Source organism: Promicromonospora sp. NPDC050262, from assembly GCF_040655935.1.
Classification (GTDB): Bacteria; Actinomycetota; Actinomycetes; order Actinomycetales; family Cellulomonadaceae; genus Promicromonospora.
Map to the genome: position 1 here is coordinate 66926 of NZ_JBFAKX010000016.1, position 18691 is coordinate 85616.

Genomic DNA, 18691 nt, shown 5'->3' on the forward strand with positions numbered 1-18691 from the left:
CGAACTGGTAAGACCACCAGGAGGGTGTCATGGAGAAGATTCTGATCGTCGGCGGCGGCTACGCGGGCTTCTACGCAGCGTGGGGCCTGGAGAAGAAGCTCCGCCGGGGTGAGGCCGAGGTCACGCTCGTCGATCCGCACGGCTACATGACCTACCAGCCGTTCCTGCCCGAGGTCACGGCCGGCTCCATCGAGGCGCGGCACGTCATGGTGTCGCTGCGGCGCCACCTGCACCACACCACGATCATCGCCGGCCACACCACCAGGATCGACCACGCGCACCGCACCGCGACCGTCCGCACCAACGACGGCGCCCTGCGGGAGATCACGTACGACACGATCGTCGTCACCGCCGGCGCCGTGACCCGGACGTTCCCCGTGCCGGGCATCGAGCAGGAGGCGATCGGCCTCAAGCACGTGGAGGAGGCCGTCGCGATCCGCGACGCGCTCCTGACGGCGTTCGACCGCGCCGCCCTGCTCCCGCCGGGCATCGAGCGCCGCCGGCTCCTGACGGTCACCGTCGTGGGCGGCGGGTTCACCGGCGTCGAGGTCTTCGGCGAGCTGCTCTCCCTGGCCACCGCCCTGCTGCGCTCCTACCCGGAGCTCGGTCGCGACGACCTGGCCTTCCACCTCGTGGACGCGAACAAGCGCATCCTGCCCGAGGTCACGGACGAGCCCGGCCGCTGGGTCGTGCGGCACCTGCAGGAGCGCGGCGGGCGCATCCACCTCGGCACGCAGGTCGTCTCGGCGGCCGACGGCCGGATCATGCTGTCGACCGGCGAGTCGTACGGCAACGGCCTGCTGATCTGGGCCGCCGGCAACGGCAGCAACCCCGTCGTCGCGAGGAACACCGACCTGCCGGTCGACGAGCGCGGCCTGGTCCGCGTCCGCGCGGACCTCCGCGTCGGCACCGACGACGAGCTCGTCCCCGACGCCTGGGCCGCCGGCGACAACGCCGCCGTGCCCGACCTGGCCTCGACCGTCCCCGGCGCGCGGACCGTGCCGAACGCCCAGCACGCCGTCCGGCAGGGCAAGCTGCTGGCGAAGAACCTGGTCGCCGTCCTGCGCGGCAGGAAGCCCAGGCCGTACCTGCACCACAGCCTCGGCGTGGTCGCCACCCTCGGCATCGGGCGCGGCATCTTCCAGTACAAGCGCCTGGTCATCAAGGGCTTCCCGGCCTGGATCATGCACCGCGGCTACCACGTCCTGGCGGTCCCGACCTGGGAGCGCAAGGTGCGCGTGCTGCTCGTGTGGGCCTCCGCGGTGCTGTTCGGCCGCGACATCATCCCGCTCTCGACGGTGCAGTCGCCCCGGGCGGCGTTCCTCGCGGGCGGCGACCCGTTCGCGGGCTCGGGCGAGAAGGCCTCGGGCGAGAAGGCGGCGGCAGCCGCCGGCACCCCCGCACCGGCCGCCCCGGCACCGGCGGCACCGGCGGCACCGACCCCCGCTGACCCCGCCGTCCGCCCCGAGCTGAGCGTGGTGCGCGATGCGGGCTGACCTCCGCCGTCGGGCCGCCGGCCTCCGCGCCCGCGCCGCCGCGCTCGGCGAGCGGCGCGTGCAGCTGCACTGGTCCAACCTGTTCGGGGTCGTGACCTTCACGTGCCTGGTCGTCCTGACGATCACCGGCATCCTGCTGGCGTTCACCTACACGCCGTCGAACGAGCTGGTCACCTACACCGGGCCCTACGGGCCGCTGCAGGGCGCGACGGTCACCGAGGCGTTCGCCTCGACCATGCGCATCTCGTTCGAGCAGACGGGCGGCCTCCTGCTGCGCCAGACGCACCACTGGGCGGCGCTCGTCATGCCCGCCTCGGTCATCATGCAGCTGCTCATCACGTTCTTCACCGGCGGGTTCCGCCGGCCGCGGCGGCTGAGCTGGGTGCTGCTGGTGGCGGCGTTCGTGCTGGTGCTGGCCGCCGGCTGGAGCGGCTACGCCCTGCCCGACGACATGCTGTCGGGCACCGGCCTGCGGATCGTGGAGGGTGTGGTCCTCAGCATCCCGTTCCTGGGGACCTGGATCGCCGGGCTGATGTTCGGCGGGCCGTTCCCGGGCCAGATCATCGAGAACCTGTACCCGCTGCACGTGGCGATCGCGCCGGGGCTGCTCGTCGTCGTCCTGATCGCGCGGGCGGCGCTCACCCTGCGGGACGGGCAGGCCAAGCAGTTCCGGCCGGAGCCGGTCGCATCGCTCGGGCTGCGCCTGTGGCCCGACGCCGCCTTCCGTGCCCTCGGCATGATGGGCATCACCGGCTCGGTGCTCGTGCTGCTCGGCGCGACCGCGACGATCAGCCCCGTCTGGACCTACGGGCCGGCGTCGGTGGGCGAGGTCGGCGCCGGGAGCCAGCCCGACTGGTACATGGGGTTCCTCGACGGGGCGCTGCGCCTGGTCCCGATGGGCTGGGAGACCGAGTGGTTCGGCTGGACGTGGACGTTCGCCACGCTGGTCCCGCTCGCCGTCGTCGCCGTGTACTTCGGCCTGCTGGTCGTCTACCCGTACGTCGAGGCCTGGGTCACCCAGGACCGCGAGCAGCACCACGTGCTGGACCGCCCCCGCCACTTCCCGGTCCGTACCGGCATCGGCGTGGCGGGCGCGCTCTTCTACGGCATCCTGTGGGGCGCCGCGAGCGCCGACATCGTCTCGACCCAGTTCAGCGTGAGCTTCGAGTCGGTGATCACCACGCTGCAGGTGCTGCTGGTCGTCGGGCCCGCGCTGGCGTTCGAGATCACGCGGCGGGTCTGCATCGGGCTGCAGCGCAAGGACCTGGAGATCGCGCTGCACGGTCACGAGACGGGCCGGGTGGTGCGGATGCCGAACGGCGGGTACGCCGATATCCACCAGCCGGTCGACGACGCCGAGCGGGCGCGGCTGACCGTCGTCCCCGTCCCAGCGGCGCCGGGCCGCACGGACGGCAAGGGGCGGCTGCGCGGGAGCGAGCGGCTGCGCGGTGCGCTGGCGCGCGGGTTCGGCACGGGGCACGTGGTGCCGGCGGCGGAGCGCGACGCGGCCCGGGCCGGGGCGCCGGCCGCGGGCCGGCAGCTCGAGGGTGCGGGAGGCCGAGCCGGCGTCGCCGTCAGCAAGAGCCGGACCCGCGGGGCTATCCGCCCAGCGCCGCGAACGCCTCGTACACCATGAACGCCGGCCAGAACAGGCCCTGGACGACGGCCCAGACGAACTCCCAGAACCCGTCGGCCTGCTGCCAGAAGTAGACCCATGCACCGATGACGCCGAGCCCGTAGATCGCGCCACCGCCCGCGGCGCCCGTCCGTGAGTCGCTCATGACCCCACCTCCGTGACCCACGCTACGCCGGGCGCCGGGTATCCGGCCTGGTGAGCGCTCAGGCCTCGAAGGCGTGCATCGCCCGCACGAGCCAGTCGACGAGCCGGGCGCGCTCGGCGACGACGCCCTCGGACAGCCGCGCCGCGGCATGCACCACGAGCCACGACTCGAGGTCGCGCAGGGGGCGCGGAGATCCGTCGGCGTAGGCCAGGGCGTACCCGCGGGTGAGCATCGACCGGCCGGCCGCCACCAGCCCACGAGCCGCCAGCCCGGGCAGACCGCGCGGGGCGGCGGGCGACGCGTCAGCCCACTGCAGCAGCAGGATCGCCCGGGTGTGGTCCGCCTCGGGCACGCCGCGCGCGGCGTTGGGCCAGTCGATGACGCTCACCCGCTCGCCGGACACCATGACGTTGCCGGGGTGGTAGTCGCCGTGGCACAGCCGGTCCCCCGACGGCAGCCCGTCGAGCAGGCGCAGCGCGAACCCGCGCAGCTCCCGGGACAGGGTCGCGCCGTCGATGCGGGCAGCCAGCACCTGGCGGACGTCGGGCAGGTCCGCCGGCGCGGGCACCGCGTGGACGGCGAGGTGGGTCTCCGCCAGGGCCCGGGCGAGCGCCCGCACCCGCCACGGCCTGCGCCGGAGCGTCTCCAGCATGTCCGCGCCGGCGACACGTTCCAGCACCAGGCCCGGGCGCCCGTCCCACGTCATGACATCGACCAGGCCGGGAGCGACGTGGTGCCCGGCCAGGCCGGCCAGCGCCGCCGCCTCGGCCCGGTGCCCGGCGAACCCGGAACGGTAGAGCTTCACGACGGCGTCGCCGCCCCAGGCGTACACCTCGGCCTCGCGACCCACGCCGATCCTGGGCCCGAGCCCGGCTCCGCCGGCAGGGACCGGTCCGGCGGCGGTCGAGTCGGTCATCCGGACAGTGTGCTGGGCGCGGGGCTACGTCACCACCTCCGTTTCGGGTGGTTCCGCCAGACACCCCGATCGAGTCACCCGAACAGCCCCAGCGCGTTGACCACAGCAGTTGCTGCCAGATTCGACCCCGGCCTGGCAGCAACTGCTGTGGTCAACGCCGCCGAGCACTGACGGCGGCGTCGCGCTCCGGCGAGGGGGTTCCGACCTCCGGGCCGCTCGGGTGATTTATCCCCTCAAGTGCCGACCTGACTTGACTTCTTGAGGCTCGCCTCGCCTAAGTTAGGCACACCTAATTCCATACCGGGGCACCGTCCCGGCGTACGAGGGAGCTGTCCGATGTTGCGCCTGCCCGGAGCCGGCCCCGATCGCGCCGCGACGCGAACCACGAGCAGGCCAGTCCTCAGCAGACCGGCACGTCCGGCCCGCCGACGCCCAGCGCTCGCCGCCGCCGTGCTGCTCGCGGTCGCCGCGCTCGTCGCCGGGTGCGGACTGCAGCTCCCTCTGGCGGGGCACGCGGACGACGGCGGCGCCGTCGTCGGCACGGAGCCGCTCAGCGAGCTGGAGCCGATCGCCGACCCGCGCGCGTGGATCGGCGAGATCACGGTGGGCACGCCCGAGCGCCCCGTCGACCCGGTCGCCGAGAACCCGCAGCCGGCCCTGCCCGCGACCGTCACCGACGCGCAGGGCACCGAGGTGACGGTCGCCGACACGAGCCGGATCCTGGCGCTCGACCTGTACGGGTCGCTCTCGCGAATCGTGTTCGAGCTCGGGCTGGGCGACAGCGTCGTGGGCCGCGACGTCTCGTCGGGCTTCCCGGAGATCGCCGACCGGCCGCTCGTCACGTCCAACGGCCACGAGCTCACGGGCGAGGCGATCCTCGACCTGGCGCCCACCGTCATCCTCACGGACACCACGCTCGGCCCCTGGGACGTGGTGCTGCAGATGCGCGACGCCGGCATCCCCGTCGTCGTGCTCGACAGCCACCGCAGCCTGGAGACCTCCGCCGACCTGGCCCGCGCCACGGGCGAGGCGCTGGGCCTGCCCGCCGAGGGCGCGGTCCTCGCCGAGCGCACCGAGGTCGCCGTCGACGACACGCTGGCGCAGGTCGCGGAGCTGGCGCCCGCCGACCCGGCCGTCCGGCCGCGCGTGATCTTCCTCTACGTGCGCGGGCAGTCGGGCGTCTACTACCTGTTCGGCGACGAGTCCGGGGCGGACTCTCTCATCGAGGGCCTGGGCGCCGTCGACGCCGCCGCCGAGGTGGGCTGGAAGGGCATGCGCCCGCTGAACGACGAGGGTCTGATCTCCATGCAGCCCGACCTCGTGCTGCTGATGACCGGCGGGCTGGAGTCCGTGGGCGGCGTGGACGGGCTGCTGGAGCAGGTGCCGGCCCTGGCGCAGACGCCGGCGGGCGAGAACCGGCGGTTCGTCGCCATGGACGACACGGAGATCCTGTCGTTCGGGCCCAGGTCGGCGGACGTGCTCGACGCGCTGGCCCGCGCGTTCTACGCGCCGGAGAGCGTCTCGTGACCCCGACGACCCGCGCGTCCGGGAGCCCCGCCGTCAGCCCGACCGCGCGCCCACCCGTGCGGCCCGACGGCGACTCGGTCGCGAGCACCCCCGCCCCCGGCCCCGGCCCCGACGGCGCGAGCCGGCCAGGACGCACCGCCTCCGACACCCCGCTCCCGCCCACCCGCCCCGCCCGCACCGCCGCCCTCACCGCCGGACTCGTGGTCGCGCTCAGCGTGCTGGCGGTCGTGTCCGCGGGGTCCGGGCAGCTCCATGTCCCGCCCGCCGAGGTCGTGGGGTCCCTGCTGCACCACGCGGGTCTCGACGTCGGCCCGATGCCCGCCCACCCGAACGGCGACGCCGCGCTCTGGACCATCCGGTTCCCGCGCGTCGCCATGGCGGCGCTGGTGGGGGCCGCGCTCGCGACGGCCGGGGCCGTGATGCAGGGCGTCTTCGGCAACCCGCTGGCGGAGCCCGGCGTCGTCGGCGTCTCCTCCGGCGCGGCCGTGGCGGCGTCCGTGACCATCGTGCTCGGGCTGACGGCGCTCGGCCCCTGGACCACTGCCGCCGCCGCGTTCGCGGGCGGGCTCGCCGCGACGTTCCTCGTCTACGGGCTGGCCCGGTCGGCGGGCCGCACCGAGGTGGTCACGCTGGTGCTCACCGGCGTGGCCGTGAACGCCGTGTGCGGCGCCGGCCTGGCGCTGACCACGTTCCTCGGCGACACGCAGGCCCGGGAGCAGATCGTGTTCTGGCAGCTCGGCTCGTTCAACGGGACCCGCTGGGCGTACGTCGCCGTGGTCGCGCCGCTCGTGGCGGTCGGTGTGGTCGGCGCACTGCTGCTGGCGCGCCGGCTGGACCTGCTGTCCCTGGGCGAGCGGTCGGCGCGGCACCTCGGCGTCGACGTCGAGCGCCTGCGCGTGCTCAGCATCGTCGTGGTCGCCGTGCTCACCGCCGCGGGCGTCGCGTTCTGCGGCATCATCGCGTTCGTCGGCCTCGTGGTTCCGCACCTGATCCGCATGGCCGTAGGCCCCGCGCACCGCGTGCTCGTGCCGCTCAGCGCGCTCGGCGGCGCCGTGCTGCTGCTGGCCGCCGACCTCGTCGCGCGCACCGCCGTCGGCTACGCCGACCTGCCGATCGGCATGCTCACCGCCCTGGTCGGCGGGCCGTTCTTCTTCTGGCTCATCCGCCGCACGCGCCGCACCGCGGGAGGCTGGGCATGAGCGCACGGCCGACTGCCCAGCCGACGACGACAACCTGGCCGGCGCTGCTCACCCTGACCGGCGTCCGGGTCACCGCCGGGGACGCCGTGCTGCTCGACGGCGTCGACCTGGAGGTCCGCCCGGGCGAGGTGCTCGTCGTCGTCGGGCCGAACGGGGCCGGCAAGTCCACGCTCGTCTCGGTCCTGGCGGGCGACCGCGCCCCCGACGGCGGCGAGGCCGCCTGGACCGGCACGCCCCTGGGCGCCGTCCGGCCCGCCGAGCTGGCCCGGCTGCGCGCCGTCCTGCTCCAGGAGAACCAGGTCAGCTTCCCGTTCCGGGTGATCGACGTGGTCCGCATGGGCCGGGCGCCCTGGCAAGCCTCCGGCACACCCGCCGACGACGACGCCGTGGTCGCCCGCGCCCTGGCGGCCGCGGACGTCGTCGGGCTGGCCGAGCGGCGCTTCCCCACGCTGTCGGGCGGCGAGAAGGCCCGCACCTCGTTCGCGCGGCTGCTCGCGCAGGACACCACGCTGCTGCTGCTCGACGAGCCGACCGCCGCGCTCGACGTGCGGCACACCGAGCACGTGCTGCGCCACGCCCGGCGGCGCGCGTCGGACGGCGGCGCCGTCGTCGTGGTGCTGCACGACCTGGCGCTCGCCGCCGCCTGGGCGGACCGCGTGCTGGTGCTCGACGGCGGCCGGGTCGCCGCCGTCGGCCCGCCCGCCGAGGTGCTGACCGCCGACCTGCTGTCCCGGGTCTACGAGCACCCCGTCGACGTGGTGCGGCACCCCGTCACGGGCGGGCTGCTGGTGCTCCCCCGCTACGCCGCCGAGGCGCGGACCGATGCATCGGCAGCCGCGACCCACGCCCCCACCCGAACCGACGCCCTCAGCGAGGACCCCGCATGACATCCCGCCACCTGCCCCGCCCGGCGATCTCGCTGGTCGCCCTCGTCGTCGTGGTCGCCCTCGCACTGCTCGGCCCGGTGCTGACGGCGCACGCCGCCGCCCGCGTCGCGGTGTCGGGGCAGCCCGACCCGGGCGCGGCCTCGACGGTGCGTGTCTCGGGCAGCGGGTTCCAGTCGGTGCCCAAGGCGTTCGGCGGGCTCTACGTGTTCTTCGGGTGGGTCTCGGACCCGTCGGGCGGGTCGTGGGCGCCGAGCCGCGGCGGCGTGTCCGGCGACACCTACCGCTACGTGCCCGACGCCGAGACCGCGCAGAACGCGGGCTACCAGCGGTTCGTCGCCTTCCCGGGGTCGAGCACGGAGGCGGAGGCGAACGGCGGCACCATCGCCGCGGACGGCACCTGGTCCACCGACCTCGTGATCCCCGGCGCCCGCTTCAAGGCGGCCGACGGCAGCACCGTGGACTGCACGGCCGTGCGGTGCGGCATCATCACGATCGGCGCGCACGGGGTGCGCAACGCGAACAACGAGACGTTCACGCCCGTGACGTTCGCCGGCTCGGGCGGCGGCGCAGGGTCGGGTACGGCGGACGGCGGCTCCGACGCGGACGACGGCGCGGCCGGGTCGGGCACGGGCGGCACCGGCGGGACCGGGTCCGACGGCGCGAACGACACCGGGTCCGGCGACGACGACACGGAGCCGGACGCCACGAGCCGCCCGGCCAAGGCCAGCCTCGGCGTGGACCAGGCCACGGCCGTCGTGGGGCGCGTGCTGAGCTTCGGCGCACAGGGGCTGGAGCCCGGCGAGCAGGTGAGCGTCACGCTCGACGACGGCCTGGTCGCCGTCGGGCCGCTGGTCGCGGGCAACCACGGTGAGGTCGCGGGCCTCCTGGAGCTGCCCTCGGACCTGCGCACGGGCACGCACGTGCTGCGGCTGTCCGGCGCCTCCTCCGGCACGGCGATCGAGACCGAGGTGACGGTCACCCGCGACCCGGCCGAGGTGTCGGCCGCGGAGGCAGCCGCCGAGGCCGCGGGAACGGGAGCCGCAGGGGTCGGCGGTGACACCGGTGCGAACGCCGACGGCACCTGGCGCCCCGAGGAGATCGCGGTGGGGATCGCGGCCCTGCTGCTGCTCGTCGTGATCCTGTCGTCGCTGGTCACGGCGCTGAAGCGCCGCGCGGACCGACGCCGGGCGGACCAGGAGGCCCGCGCATGAGCCGCACTCCTCGCCGTCGGCGCAGCGCCACGACGGCCGCCGCCCTCGTGCTCACGCTGCTCCTGTCCGCGGCGACCACGGCGTCGGCCACGGCGTCCGACGACCAGGGCCCCCTCCTGCTCACGGTCACCGTGCCCGGGGACGAGCAGGCCCCGCCCGGCGAGGCCGAGGACGGCAGGCTCACCGACGCCGAGCTGCGCTGGGCCGTGAGCGTGCAGGCCGGCTCGGAGAGCCACCTCGCGGGGCAGTGCAACTTTCTGGTCGCGGGCCGCCCCGGCACCGACGGCGACACGCGCGGCGGGCGCATCTGGACCGACGCCGACCGCACCCTCTACCACGGCACCGCCGGCGACGTTCGCGTGGTGCGCACCGTCGGCCGGGGCGCGGACGCCACGCAGCGCACCGCCACGTTCGGCACACGCTGCACGGCGCCCGACGGCCGCCCGGTGTCGTACGCCGCGGGCCGCACCACGGGCGCCGAGGCCGTGCTGACGGGCGGCACCGGCACGCGCGAGGCCGACGGCTCGGTGCGCATCCGCTGGAAGGGCAGCTTCACCGTGGTGTTCTACGGCGGCCTGGTCTACTGGTGGGTCACCGACCCGGAGCTGCGCCTGGACGCCGCCGGGAACGGCGCGCTGACCGGCACGCTCGGCGGCTACGGCACCGACCAGCAGGACATGACCCGCTGGGAACCGCTGCCGTCGACCCGGGCACAGCTCGTCACCTTCACCGGACGCCGCCTCGACCCGGCCTCCCGCGGCGGGCACCTGGTGCCCGACTACTGCGGCGTGCGCACGAGCACCGGCGGCCGCGTACCGCAGTTCCGCGAGGACCCGGCCGGGAGCTGCTGGGGCTCGTTCCCGCAGGCGTTCGTGAACTTCCACCAGCTCGTGGGCGAGCCCGAGTTCTGGTACTCCACCGGCACCCGGGACGAGATCAAGACGCCCGCGAACGTGAGCGTCAGCTTCGACGCCGCCGAGTCCGTCGGCAGCGCCGGCCCCGGCGACGGCGGCACGGGCGGCGGAGGCGACGGGGGCAACGGCACAGCCGCACCGCCGGCCGCCGTCCCGCCCGCAACCACCGGCCCCGAGGGCAGCGGCGGCGGCTCTCGCGCCGGCACGGGCGACGGAGCCACCCGCGGCGGCACGGGCACCACGCCCGACACCGACGCGGGCGCCGCCTCGTTCCTCCCCGTCGCCGCCGCGACCCTCGACGCCGCCGGCGCCGCCCTGATCCCCGACGGCCTGATCCCGGGCGGCACCACCGGCCGCCGGCTCGCCGTCCTGACCGCCGTGCTGCTGGTCGCCGCATCCGTGGCGATCCTCGGCTTCCGGCAGGGCTGGCTCGTGCTGCCCTTCCGGCGGCGCGACCCCTGAGACCCCCAGTCCGCAGTCCATCCCCAGAGAGAGGCACGAACTCATGACACGCAGCAGACCGGCGGGCCGTACGCGGCACCGCGGGCACGCTCTGATCGCCACCGGACTGGCCGCGACGCTCGGCACGGCGCTCGCCGCCGCACCGCTCGTCGCACTGACCGCGACCGCGGCGCAGCCGAGCGAGGTCACCGCAGACAGCGGTGACCTGGCCTGGGGCTTCCGTGAGAGCTTCCGCAACTACGTGGGACGCCAGACGGCAGCCCTGCCGCCCATCGGGGCGGTCCCGGTCGGCGAGCGCATCACGCTCGTCGCACCCGGCGAGTTCGACGAGAACGGCACGCCCGCCGCCAACCTCGACACCACCCCGCCGAACGAGACCCTGCCCTACCTGCTGCCCGTCACGGGCGGGACGGTCACCGACGCGGACAACCTGACGATCGCCAGCGCCGGCGGCGCCGTCTTCCACTTCCCGTCGCACGCCTTCACGGTGACGGTCAAGGACGTAGCCGTGGTGGTCGACGGCGGCGTGGGCACCCTCGTGGGCGACCTCGCCGTCGAGATCCCGGAGAACAACCTGGGCTACGAGCCCGGCACCTACGGCGGCGACGACGTGGTGCTCGGCGAGGTGGCGACCACCACGGTGGACGTCGCGGCCGACGCCGTGACCGTCTCCGGGACCGGCGTGACCCTGACGGCTGATGGCGCCGCGGCGCTCCAGGGCTTCCTCGCCGAGGGCGCCGCGCTCGACGGCTTCACCGTGAGCGCGCAGTCCAGCGCGCCCACGGAGGAGCCCGAGGAGTGGAACCCGACCGTGACGCTGTCGAAGGCGTCGGGGCTGGACCCCGACGGCGAGACCGTCACGGTCACCGGTTCGGGCTTCGACCCGGCGGCCAACGTGAACACGTCGGGCCGCCCGCCGGTCGCCGCGGGCGCGCCCACGGGCGTGTACGTGGTGTTCGGCTCCTTCGGCGACCCCTGGCGGCCGTCGGAGGGCGCCGGCATGGGCGCCCGGACGGTGCTCGCCCAGAGGTGGGCGCTGCCGGAACCGTCGTACTCGCAGGTGAAGGCGGACTTCCCGAACGTGGCCGAGCAGCTCGTGCTGCTCAACCCGGACGGCACGTTCACGGCCGAGCTCGCGGCGGCGCCGTCGGACACCGCTACCGGCACCTACGGCATCTACACCTACGCCGCGGGCGGGGCGGCGGCCAACGCCGCCCAGGAGCTGGGCGTCCCGGTGACGTTCGCGACGCCGGGCGGCGAGGGCGAGGGCGACATCGACCTGGAGGTCACCGTGCCCGAGGGCGAGGACCCGGGCGAGCCCGGCGCGTTCACCTGGACCGTCGTGGGCGGCGCCGGGGCCGTGAGCCTCGGCACCGCCGAGGCCGGGGCGGGCGCCCTGACCGCCACGGGCGACCTCAAGCGGGTCACGGTCAGCGACACCCGCGCGGGCGGTCCCGCGTGGAGCATCAACGGCACGGCCACCGACTTCTTCGCCACCGGTGGTTCGGCGTCCTTCCCGGGCAGCAGCCTGGGCTGGTCGCCGTCGGTCTCGGAGAACACCGGAGGCGCCGTCGCCGGCGCACTGGTGCGGCCCGGCGCGGGTTCCGGCCTGACCGCGAGCGCCACCCTGGTGTCCGCACCGGCGGGGCACGCGTCCGGTTCGGTGACGGCGGACGCCGCGCTCGACCTGCGCATCCCGCTGGAGACCCCGGCCGGCGACTACGCGAGCGTGCTCACGCTCACCGCGGTGGGCTGACGGTCCCGTGTTCTCCCTGCCTCATCGTGCAGGCCCGCTGCCGCGACGTGCCTCCGGGCACGCCGCGGCTGCGGTGCAGGCCACCTACCGCCCCACGCTCGTGCTCACGGCGTTGCTGACCGTCCTGCTCGGCGGGCTGCCGCTCGTGGGCCCGGCGGCGGCGCACGCCATGCCCGCCGTCGCCGGCACCAGCACCGACACCAGCACCGACGGCATCTCCTGGTCCGTCACCCCTGCCGACAACCGGCAGGGCACCGGCCGTGCCAACTACGCCTACGCCGTCGAGCCCGGGGACCGCGTCCGCGACGCCCTGGTGGTGACCAACCGGTCGGCCGCACCCCTGCAGCTCACCGTGTACGGCACCGACGCCTTCACGACCCCGGGCGGCCACATCGACCTGCTGACCGCCGAGGAGCCCGCGACCGGGCTCGGCACCTGGATCACCTTCCGCCAGGGCACGCTGGACCTCGACCCGGGCGAGTCCGCCGAGGTCCCGTTCACGCTCCGCGTGCCCGACGACGCGACGCCCGGCGACCACTCGGGCGGCGTCGTCACCGCGCTGACGCAGCAGGTGGGCGACTCCGCCCTGACCGTGGACCGGCGTCTCGCGCTGCGCGTGCACGCGCGGGTGGCGGGCGACCTCGCGCCGGGGCTCGGGATCAGCGACCTGAGCGTCACCACGGACGTGTCCGCCAACCCGTTCGGGACCGTCACCTCGACGGTCCGCTACCGGCTCACCAACACGGGCACCGCCCGGCTGGTGCCCACGGAGTCGGTCACCGTGGCGGGTCCCGCGGGCGCGTCCTGGCTCGGCGGCACAGCGACGGCGTCGGAGTCGGCGTCGGGCGAGCTGACCGAGATCCTGCCCGGCTCGACGGTGGAGCGCGTGGTCGAGGTCCGGGGCGTCCGTCCGCTCGTGCGGGCCGAGGCGACGGTCCGGGTGGACGGCCTCGTGGTCGGCATCGGCGGGGGCGGCGTCACCGCGGCGCACGACGCCGCGAGCGGCTGGGCCGTGCCGTGGGCCCTGCTGGGTCTCGTGCTGCTGGCCGTGGCGGCCGCCGTGGTGATCCCGCTGGGGCGGGCGAGACGTGGCAGGCTCTGGGGCAGACCCCACGAGACAGGGAGGGCCTGATGAGCCGGCCGGACGCGCAGCGGTTCCCGGCGTCGGTGTTCGGCGTCGGCTCCGAGCCCGACGCGCGCTTCACCCTCGCCAACGAGCGGACCTTCCTCGCCTGGATCCGGACCGCCCTCGCCCTGGTGGCCGGCGGTGTCGCCCTCGAGACGCTCGGCCTCGACCTGCACGCCGGCCTGCGGCTCGCGGCGTCGCTCGTGCTCATCGTCGCCGGTACGACGCTGCCGCTGATCGCCTGGGCCGGGTGGATGCGCGTCGAGCGGGCGCTGCGCAACGGCGCGCCGCTGCCGTCGTCGATCGTGGGCGTGGTGCTCGCCGTCGTCGTCGCGGTGGTCGGCGTGCTCGTGCTGCTGGGCGTGCTGCTGCGATGACCGCCGCGGGGACTCCCCCGGGGGCGGGGTCTCCTCCGCGCTCCGGGCAGGCGCCCGTCCCCGGGCTGCAGCCGGAGCGCACGGAGCTGGCCTGGCGCCGCACGGCACTGTCGGTCGCCGCCGTCTCGCTGGTGGGGGCGCGGCTGCTGCCCGCGCTCTTCGGCAGCACGGTCTGGCTCCTGCCCGGCCTGGCCGGGCTGATGCTTGCCGGGTACCTCCTGATCGCGTCCCGACGGCGGCACGGCCGACGAGTGCCGGTGCCGGCGCGGGGCCCGGGGCACGACTCGCCGGGCGCCGGGCTGCTCGCGGTGGCGGGCGCCGTCGTGGTGACGATCGGCCTGGGCGGGCTGGTGGTCGTCCTGGCCATCCATCTCTGGGCCTGACCGCCTGACGCACCCAAGGTGCGCTTCTACCCAGTCATCGGGCCCGGAATCAGGCGTGGTGCGGGCCGGATGACTGGGTAGAAGCGCACCTTGCGGGTGGCGGGTCAGCGGGTGTGCGGGGTGGGCGGTTGGGCGGGTGGGCGTCAGGGCAGCGTCCAGCGCTGGACCGTGCTCCCGTCGCAGTCGGCGATCTGGGTCCGGGTCCCGTCGTTCTGCACCCGGCCGACCGGCTGCAGGCAGCGGCCGGACTGCGGGTTGCGCAGCGCGAGGGTGCCGCTGGTCGAGGCCCACTGCTGGGCGCCGGTGCCGTTGCAGTCCCAGAGCTGGACGGCGGTACCCGGCGCCGTCTCTCCCCCGGCGACGTCGAGGCACTTGCCGAGCGCGCGGACCGTGCCGTCCGTGCCGACGGTCCACTGCTGGGCGGCGTTGCCGTTGCAGTTGGCGAGCTGGATAGGCGTGCCGTTGGCCGTGCTGGCCCCGGCGACGTCGAGGCAGATGCCGTTGCTCGCCCGGACCGTGCCCGTGCGCCCGCCTCCGCCGCCGGTGGAGTCGTAGACCCGGACGTAGTCGACGACCATCTGCTGCGGGAACTGCGTGGTCCCGTCGGGGTAGCCGGGCCAGTTGCCGCCCACGGCGACGTTCAGGATGAAGAAGAACGGCTGGTTGAACACCCACGGGTTGCCGCCGGTGTTGGCGGGCGTGAACGTCTGGTACGCGTTGCCGTCCACCAGCCAGGTGATCGAGTTGGGGCTCCAGTCGATCGCGAAGGTGTGGAAGTCGTCGGCGAACGACCAGCCCTGCGGGTGCTGGTACTGCCCCGTGATGGGGTTGCCGCCCGAGTAGCCGGGGCCGTGCAGCGTGCCGTGCACCAGGTGGGGCTCGCGGCCGATGTTCTCCATGATGTCGATCTCGCCCGAGCTGGGCCACGGCGTGCCCGGGAACTGCCCGCCGAGCATCCAGAACGCCGGCCAGATGCCCTGGCCGCGCGGGATCTTGATGCGCGCCTCCAGCCGGCCGTACTGCGGCTGCACCTTGCCCTTGGTCGTCAGCCGGGCCGAGGTGTAGCCGCTTCCTTCCTGCCGGGCCGTGATGACGAGGTTGCCGTTGCCGTCCAGGGCGGAGTTCTGGCGGGAGTTGACGTAGTTCTGCAGCTCGTTGTTGCCCCAGCCGCCCGCGCCGGTCTCGTGGTTCCAGTTCGCGGCGTTGGGGGCGCTGCCCGCCGCGCCGTCGAACTCGTCGGACCAGGTCAGGGCGGCGGCAGCCGGTGCGGTCGCCGCCTGCGCCTGCGCGTCCGGTGCGGCCCCGGCGTCGGGCACCTTCGGCGGCGCTGCCGAGGCGACGAGCGAGGCGGACAGGACGAGCGTCACGGCGGCGACTGCCGTGACCAGGGTCCTGGGTGCGGTGGTTCGGGGGGTGCTGGACCTGCTGGATCTGTGTGCACGACGCATCGGGGTGCTCCCTCGACGTGAGCCATCCCGCCGGGCGGGACTGCCCGGCGGTCATCGCAGTGACCTTCGCGCTCAGAGCTGTTGCTGACGGACCGTACATTCGGCCGTCGGAGCCGCACAACGAGTGGTCGCAGAGTTACGGGTTTTCCCCATACCTGCAGGGCAGGGCCCGACGGCAGGGCCGAGCACGCGGCGCGCAGCACCGGGCACGCGCTGTGAATGTTCTGCCCGCACATCTGAGGATCGGGTGACGGAGGTGCGTGGCGACGCCCGGCGCGCGGACGCAGCGCTTACCGTCTACCCGTGACGCTCGTCGACCTCGTGCTCCTCGTGGTGCTGCTCATCGCCCTCGGCGCCGGGCTGAGCCGCGGCCTGCTGGCCACGCTCGGTGGCCTCGTCGGCCTGATCCTGGGCGGGCTGGCAGCCTTCTGGGCGGTCCCCGCGGTCAACGACGTGCTGCCGTCGTCGCAGTGGCGCGGGCCGGTGTCGATCGCCCTCGCGGTGCTGCTGCCCGTGTTCGGGGCCTCACTCGGCGCCGGGCTGGGCCGCGACCTGCGCCGCGGCGTGGACCGCACCGCACTGCGCCCGCTGGAGCGGCTGCTGGGCGGCGCGGCGAACGTGATCGTGGTCGCCCTGGCGCTGTCGTTCGTGGGCAACGCGGTCTCGGCCACCGGAACGCCCGGCGTCTCGTCGGCCGTGTCCTCGTCGGCGGTCCTGCGCACCATCGACGACCTGACGCCCGCCGCGGTGGGCCGGCCCCTGGCCCAGATGCGCGCGATGGTGCTCGACGACGGCCTGCCGCGGCTCAACATCCTGATGGTCCCCCGGCAGGACCCGGTCACTCCCGTCGTCGACCTCGACAACCCGCAGCTCGAGGCCGCCGCCCAGTCGGTGGCCCGGATCTCCGGCATCGCCTACGCGTGCGGCAAGAGCTCGACCGGCTCGGGGTTCGTCGTGGCCCCGGACCGGCTGGTCACCAACGCGCACGTCGTGGCGGGCGTGGACCGGCCGGTCGTCGAGCTGCCCGACCGACCGGCCCGCGAGGGGCGCGTCGTGTACTACGACCCGGTCGACGACCTCGCCGTCGTCGCCGTCGAGGACCTGGCCGCCGAGCCGCTGGAGATCGCGCGGACCCTCTCGGTCGGCGACCGCGCCGCCGTCCAGGGCTACCCCTGGGGCGGACCGTTCACCTCCGTCGGCGCGGGCGTACTGAGCGTCAGCACCGCCCCCGTACCGGACGTCTACAACGAGGGGGCCAGCCCCCGCGAGGTCTACTCGGTGGCCGCCGAGGTGCGCCCCGGCAACTCGGGCGGGCCGCTGCTGACCACCGACGGGCGCGTGGCGGGCGTCGTCTTCGCGCGCGCCGAGGCCGACGTCGAGGTCGGCTTCGCCATGACGGACGCCGAGCTGCGCCCCGTCGCGGCCCACGCCACCGCCCTGGACACCCCGGTGTCGTCGGGCCGCTGCGCGGCCTGAGCCCGCCCGAACCGCCCGGCCGCGAACCCTAGAACGCCCGGTGGTCCGCGATCGGCAGCTTGGGCCCGCGTCGTGGCGCGCGCGGGTGCCCGGACAACGACAGCAGTCGGACCACCCGGTGCCGGTGCGGCGCGTAGGGCGCCAGCAGCCGCAGCATCCCGGCGTCGTCGGTGCGCTCGCCGGCCAGGGCCCAGCCGACGGCGGCCGGGAGGTGGAAGTCGCCCACGGACACCGCGTCGGCGTCGCCGAACGCGCGCTGCGCCACCTCCGCCGACGTCCACACGCCCACGCCCTGCACCTTCTCCAGCCGCGCCCGGGCCTCCGCCGGCGTCATCGTGGCCGCCTCCTCCAGCCGCGGGGCCACCAGGGCGCACCGCGCCACGGTCCGCGCGCGTCCGGGGTCGACGCCGGCGCGGTGCCAGTCCCACACGGGGACGCGGGCCCAGACCTGCGCGTCGGGCACCACGCGCAGCCCGCCGCGCTGCACACCTCGCTGCCCACCGCCCAGCCCGTCGGGCGCCGGTCCGGGGGCCGGGGTGCCGTACCGCAGGAGCAGCCAGCGCCAGGCCCGGTGCGCCGTGACGGTCTGCACGCGCTGCTCCAGCACGGCGGGCACCAGGGACTCCAGCACCCGCCCGGAGCGGAGCATCCGCATGCCGGCGGCCCGACGGTGGGCGGCGCGGACCTGCGGCGGCGGCGCGAAGCCCGCCACGTCGTCGTCCTCGCCGAGCAGGACCGGCAGCGCCTCGGCGGCCTCGCGGGCGCCGTCGCCCCACAGGTGCACCACCACCTCGTGCGGCCCGGCCGGGACGAACCGCTGCGTCACCGGCCCGGTCCGGAGCAGCGACGTGCGCCAGACGGAGCCGTCGGCGGCCCGGTGGAACGTGGGGTCGCCCGGGCCGTGCGCGAGCGGTCCGAGCGTCAGGCCGACGTCGAGGCGCCGCGGCGAGGTGTGGCGGACGGTGAGCACATCCCAGTGGACCATGCCGGGACGGGTCATCCCGAAACCCGGGCCACCTCGTGCGCCACGGTCTCCACGAGCAGGCGCTGGCCGAGCGGCCGGAAGTGGCCCGCCAGCGGCAGCTCGATGTTCCGCGCGCCGGGCAGCCGGCCGGTCTCGGGGATGTGCGGGTCGAACCGCGGGTAGACGGCGGTGATGCGCTCGTTGACCAGGAGCTCGCCCGCGAGCGCCAGCAGCACCGGGTCGCGCGGGTCGAACGACCGCAGGGGGCGCGCGAGCATGTACCGCGCCCAGCGGGAGCCGGAGAAGGGCGTGGCGACCGCGACCATGCCGAGCACGCGGTCGCTCGCGGGCGAGAGCATGACGCGCTTGCCGATGAGGCCGCCCTTGCTGTGCGCCACGAGCACGACGCCGGACAGGTCGGCGCGCTCCAGGTGCTCCGCGACGACGTCGGCGGACTCGGGGACGGGACGGGCGTTGTGCCGCAGCGCGGGGACGGCGTGCACGGGGTGGCCCGCGCGGGCGAGCGCGGTCGCCACCGGGCGGAGGAACTCCCAGGTCTCGTAGATGCCGGGCAGCAGCACGACGGGGGCGCCGTCGCCGGTTCCGGTGGGCAGGGCGGCGCGGCCCAGCAGGGAGCGCAGCTGCCGGTCGACGGCCCAGGCGTAGTCGACGGCCCGGGTGCCGAGCCGGGCCCGCGCCCAGGAAGCGGACCTGCCGGGGCCGCGGGACCGGTTCATCAGCTGCAGGCTATCGCGGATGCGGGTGCCC

General features: G+C 75.4%; 17 protein-coding genes. 12 read left to right on the plus strand and 5 right to left on the minus strand.

Annotation, left to right across the window (positions count from 1 at the left end; all coding sequences use genetic code 11):
* Positions 1–29 precede the first annotated feature (29 nt).
* On the plus strand, positions 30–1496 hold the full coding sequence (locus AB0I29_RS21505; RefSeq protein ID WP_357485565.1) for an FAD-dependent oxidoreductase: 1467 nt from the start codon (positions 30–32) through the stop codon (positions 1494–1496).
* Positions 1486–3132: a cytochrome b N-terminal domain-containing protein gene (locus AB0I29_RS21510; RefSeq protein ID WP_357485567.1), complete on the plus strand. Its 1647-nt coding sequence runs from the start codon at positions 1486–1488 to the stop codon at positions 3130–3132. The genes AB0I29_RS21505 and AB0I29_RS21510 overlap by 11 nt, the downstream gene beginning before the upstream one ends.
* Here the strand turns inward: AB0I29_RS21510 and AB0I29_RS21515 are convergent.
* Both AB0I29_RS21515 and AB0I29_RS21520 read right to left on the minus strand, forming a co-directional pair.
* Positions 3095–3277, minus strand: coding sequence for a hypothetical protein (locus AB0I29_RS21515; protein ID WP_285106267.1), 183 nt, complete (start codon positions 3275–3277; stop codon positions 3095–3097). The genes AB0I29_RS21510 and AB0I29_RS21515 overlap by 38 nt on opposite strands.
* 58 nt (positions 3278–3335) lie before the next feature.
* On the minus strand, positions 3336–4193 hold the full coding sequence (locus AB0I29_RS21520; RefSeq protein WP_357485571.1) for a phosphotransferase: 858 nt from the start codon (positions 4191–4193) through the stop codon (positions 3336–3338).
* A 336-nt stretch (positions 4194–4529) separates the two neighbouring features.
* Here AB0I29_RS21520 and AB0I29_RS21525 point away from each other — a divergent pair, with 336 nt between their 5' ends.
* From AB0I29_RS21525 to AB0I29_RS21565, 9 genes are all read left to right on the plus strand, one after another.
* Positions 4530–5720 (plus strand): ABC transporter substrate-binding protein, encoded by a 1191-nt coding sequence (locus tag AB0I29_RS21525; RefSeq protein WP_357485573.1) that lies wholly within the window; start codon positions 4530–4532, stop codon positions 5718–5720.
* Between the two features lie 200 nt (positions 5721–5920).
* Complete coding sequence (locus tag AB0I29_RS21530; RefSeq protein WP_357485724.1) at positions 5921–6919, plus strand: iron ABC transporter permease; 999 nt, start codon at positions 5921–5923, stop codon at positions 6917–6919.
* The gene (locus AB0I29_RS21535) at positions 6916–7806 is read left to right on the plus strand and encodes a heme ABC transporter ATP-binding protein (RefSeq protein ID WP_357485576.1); all 891 of its coding nucleotides are present in this window, start codon (positions 6916–6918) and stop codon (positions 7804–7806) included. Before AB0I29_RS21530 ends, AB0I29_RS21535 begins: the two co-directional genes overlap by 4 nt.
* Positions 7803–9017, plus strand: a complete 1215-nt coding sequence (locus tag AB0I29_RS21540; protein WP_357485579.1) for a hypothetical protein — start codon at positions 7803–7805, stop codon at positions 9015–9017. The genes AB0I29_RS21535 and AB0I29_RS21540 overlap by 4 nt, the downstream gene beginning before the upstream one ends.
* A complete protein-coding gene (locus AB0I29_RS21545) occupies positions 9014–10393 on the plus strand; it encodes a hypothetical protein (RefSeq protein WP_357485581.1) in 1380 nt (459 codons plus the stop codon). Before AB0I29_RS21540 ends, AB0I29_RS21545 begins: the two co-directional genes overlap by 4 nt.
* 43 nt (positions 10394–10436) lie before the next feature.
* A complete protein-coding gene (locus AB0I29_RS21550) occupies positions 10437–12149 on the plus strand; it encodes an HtaA domain-containing protein (RefSeq protein ID WP_357485584.1) in 1713 nt (570 codons plus the stop codon).
* Between the two features lie 73 nt (positions 12150–12222).
* Positions 12223–13281, plus strand: coding sequence for a DUF916 domain-containing protein (locus AB0I29_RS21555; protein ID WP_357485586.1), 1059 nt, complete (start codon positions 12223–12225; stop codon positions 13279–13281).
* A complete protein-coding gene (locus AB0I29_RS21560; protein ID WP_357485589.1) occupies positions 13281–13652 on the plus strand; it encodes a DUF202 domain-containing protein in 372 nt (123 codons plus the stop codon). The genes AB0I29_RS21555 and AB0I29_RS21560 overlap by 1 nt, the downstream gene beginning before the upstream one ends.
* Complete coding sequence (locus AB0I29_RS21565) at positions 13649–14035, plus strand: DUF202 domain-containing protein (protein ID WP_357485591.1); 387 nt, start codon at positions 13649–13651, stop codon at positions 14033–14035. Before AB0I29_RS21560 ends, AB0I29_RS21565 begins: the two co-directional genes overlap by 4 nt.
* A gap of 143 nt (positions 14036–14178) precedes the next feature.
* Here AB0I29_RS21565 and AB0I29_RS21570 read toward each other — a convergent pair whose 3' ends face one another.
* Positions 14179–15402: a family 16 glycosylhydrolase gene (locus AB0I29_RS21570; protein WP_357485594.1), complete on the minus strand. Its 1224-nt coding sequence runs from the start codon at positions 15400–15402 to the stop codon at positions 14179–14181.
* A 384-nt stretch (positions 15403–15786) separates the two neighbouring features.
* On the opposite strand from AB0I29_RS21570, the gene AB0I29_RS21575 reads away from it, so the two are divergent.
* Entirely contained in the window at positions 15787–16959 is a 1173-nt protein-coding gene (locus AB0I29_RS21575; RefSeq protein WP_357485597.1) for a MarP family serine protease, read from the plus strand.
* A gap of 28 nt (positions 16960–16987) precedes the next feature.
* Here AB0I29_RS21575 and AB0I29_RS21580 read toward each other — a convergent pair whose 3' ends face one another.
* A complete protein-coding gene (locus AB0I29_RS21580) occupies positions 16988–17944 on the minus strand; it encodes a DNA-3-methyladenine glycosylase 2 family protein (protein WP_357485599.1) in 957 nt (318 codons plus the stop codon).
* Positions 17945–17955: 11 nt separating this feature from the next.
* Complete coding sequence (locus AB0I29_RS21585; RefSeq protein WP_357485602.1) at positions 17956–18660, minus strand: alpha/beta fold hydrolase; 705 nt, start codon at positions 18658–18660, stop codon at positions 17956–17958.
* Between the last annotated feature and the right edge of the window lie 31 nt (positions 18661–18691).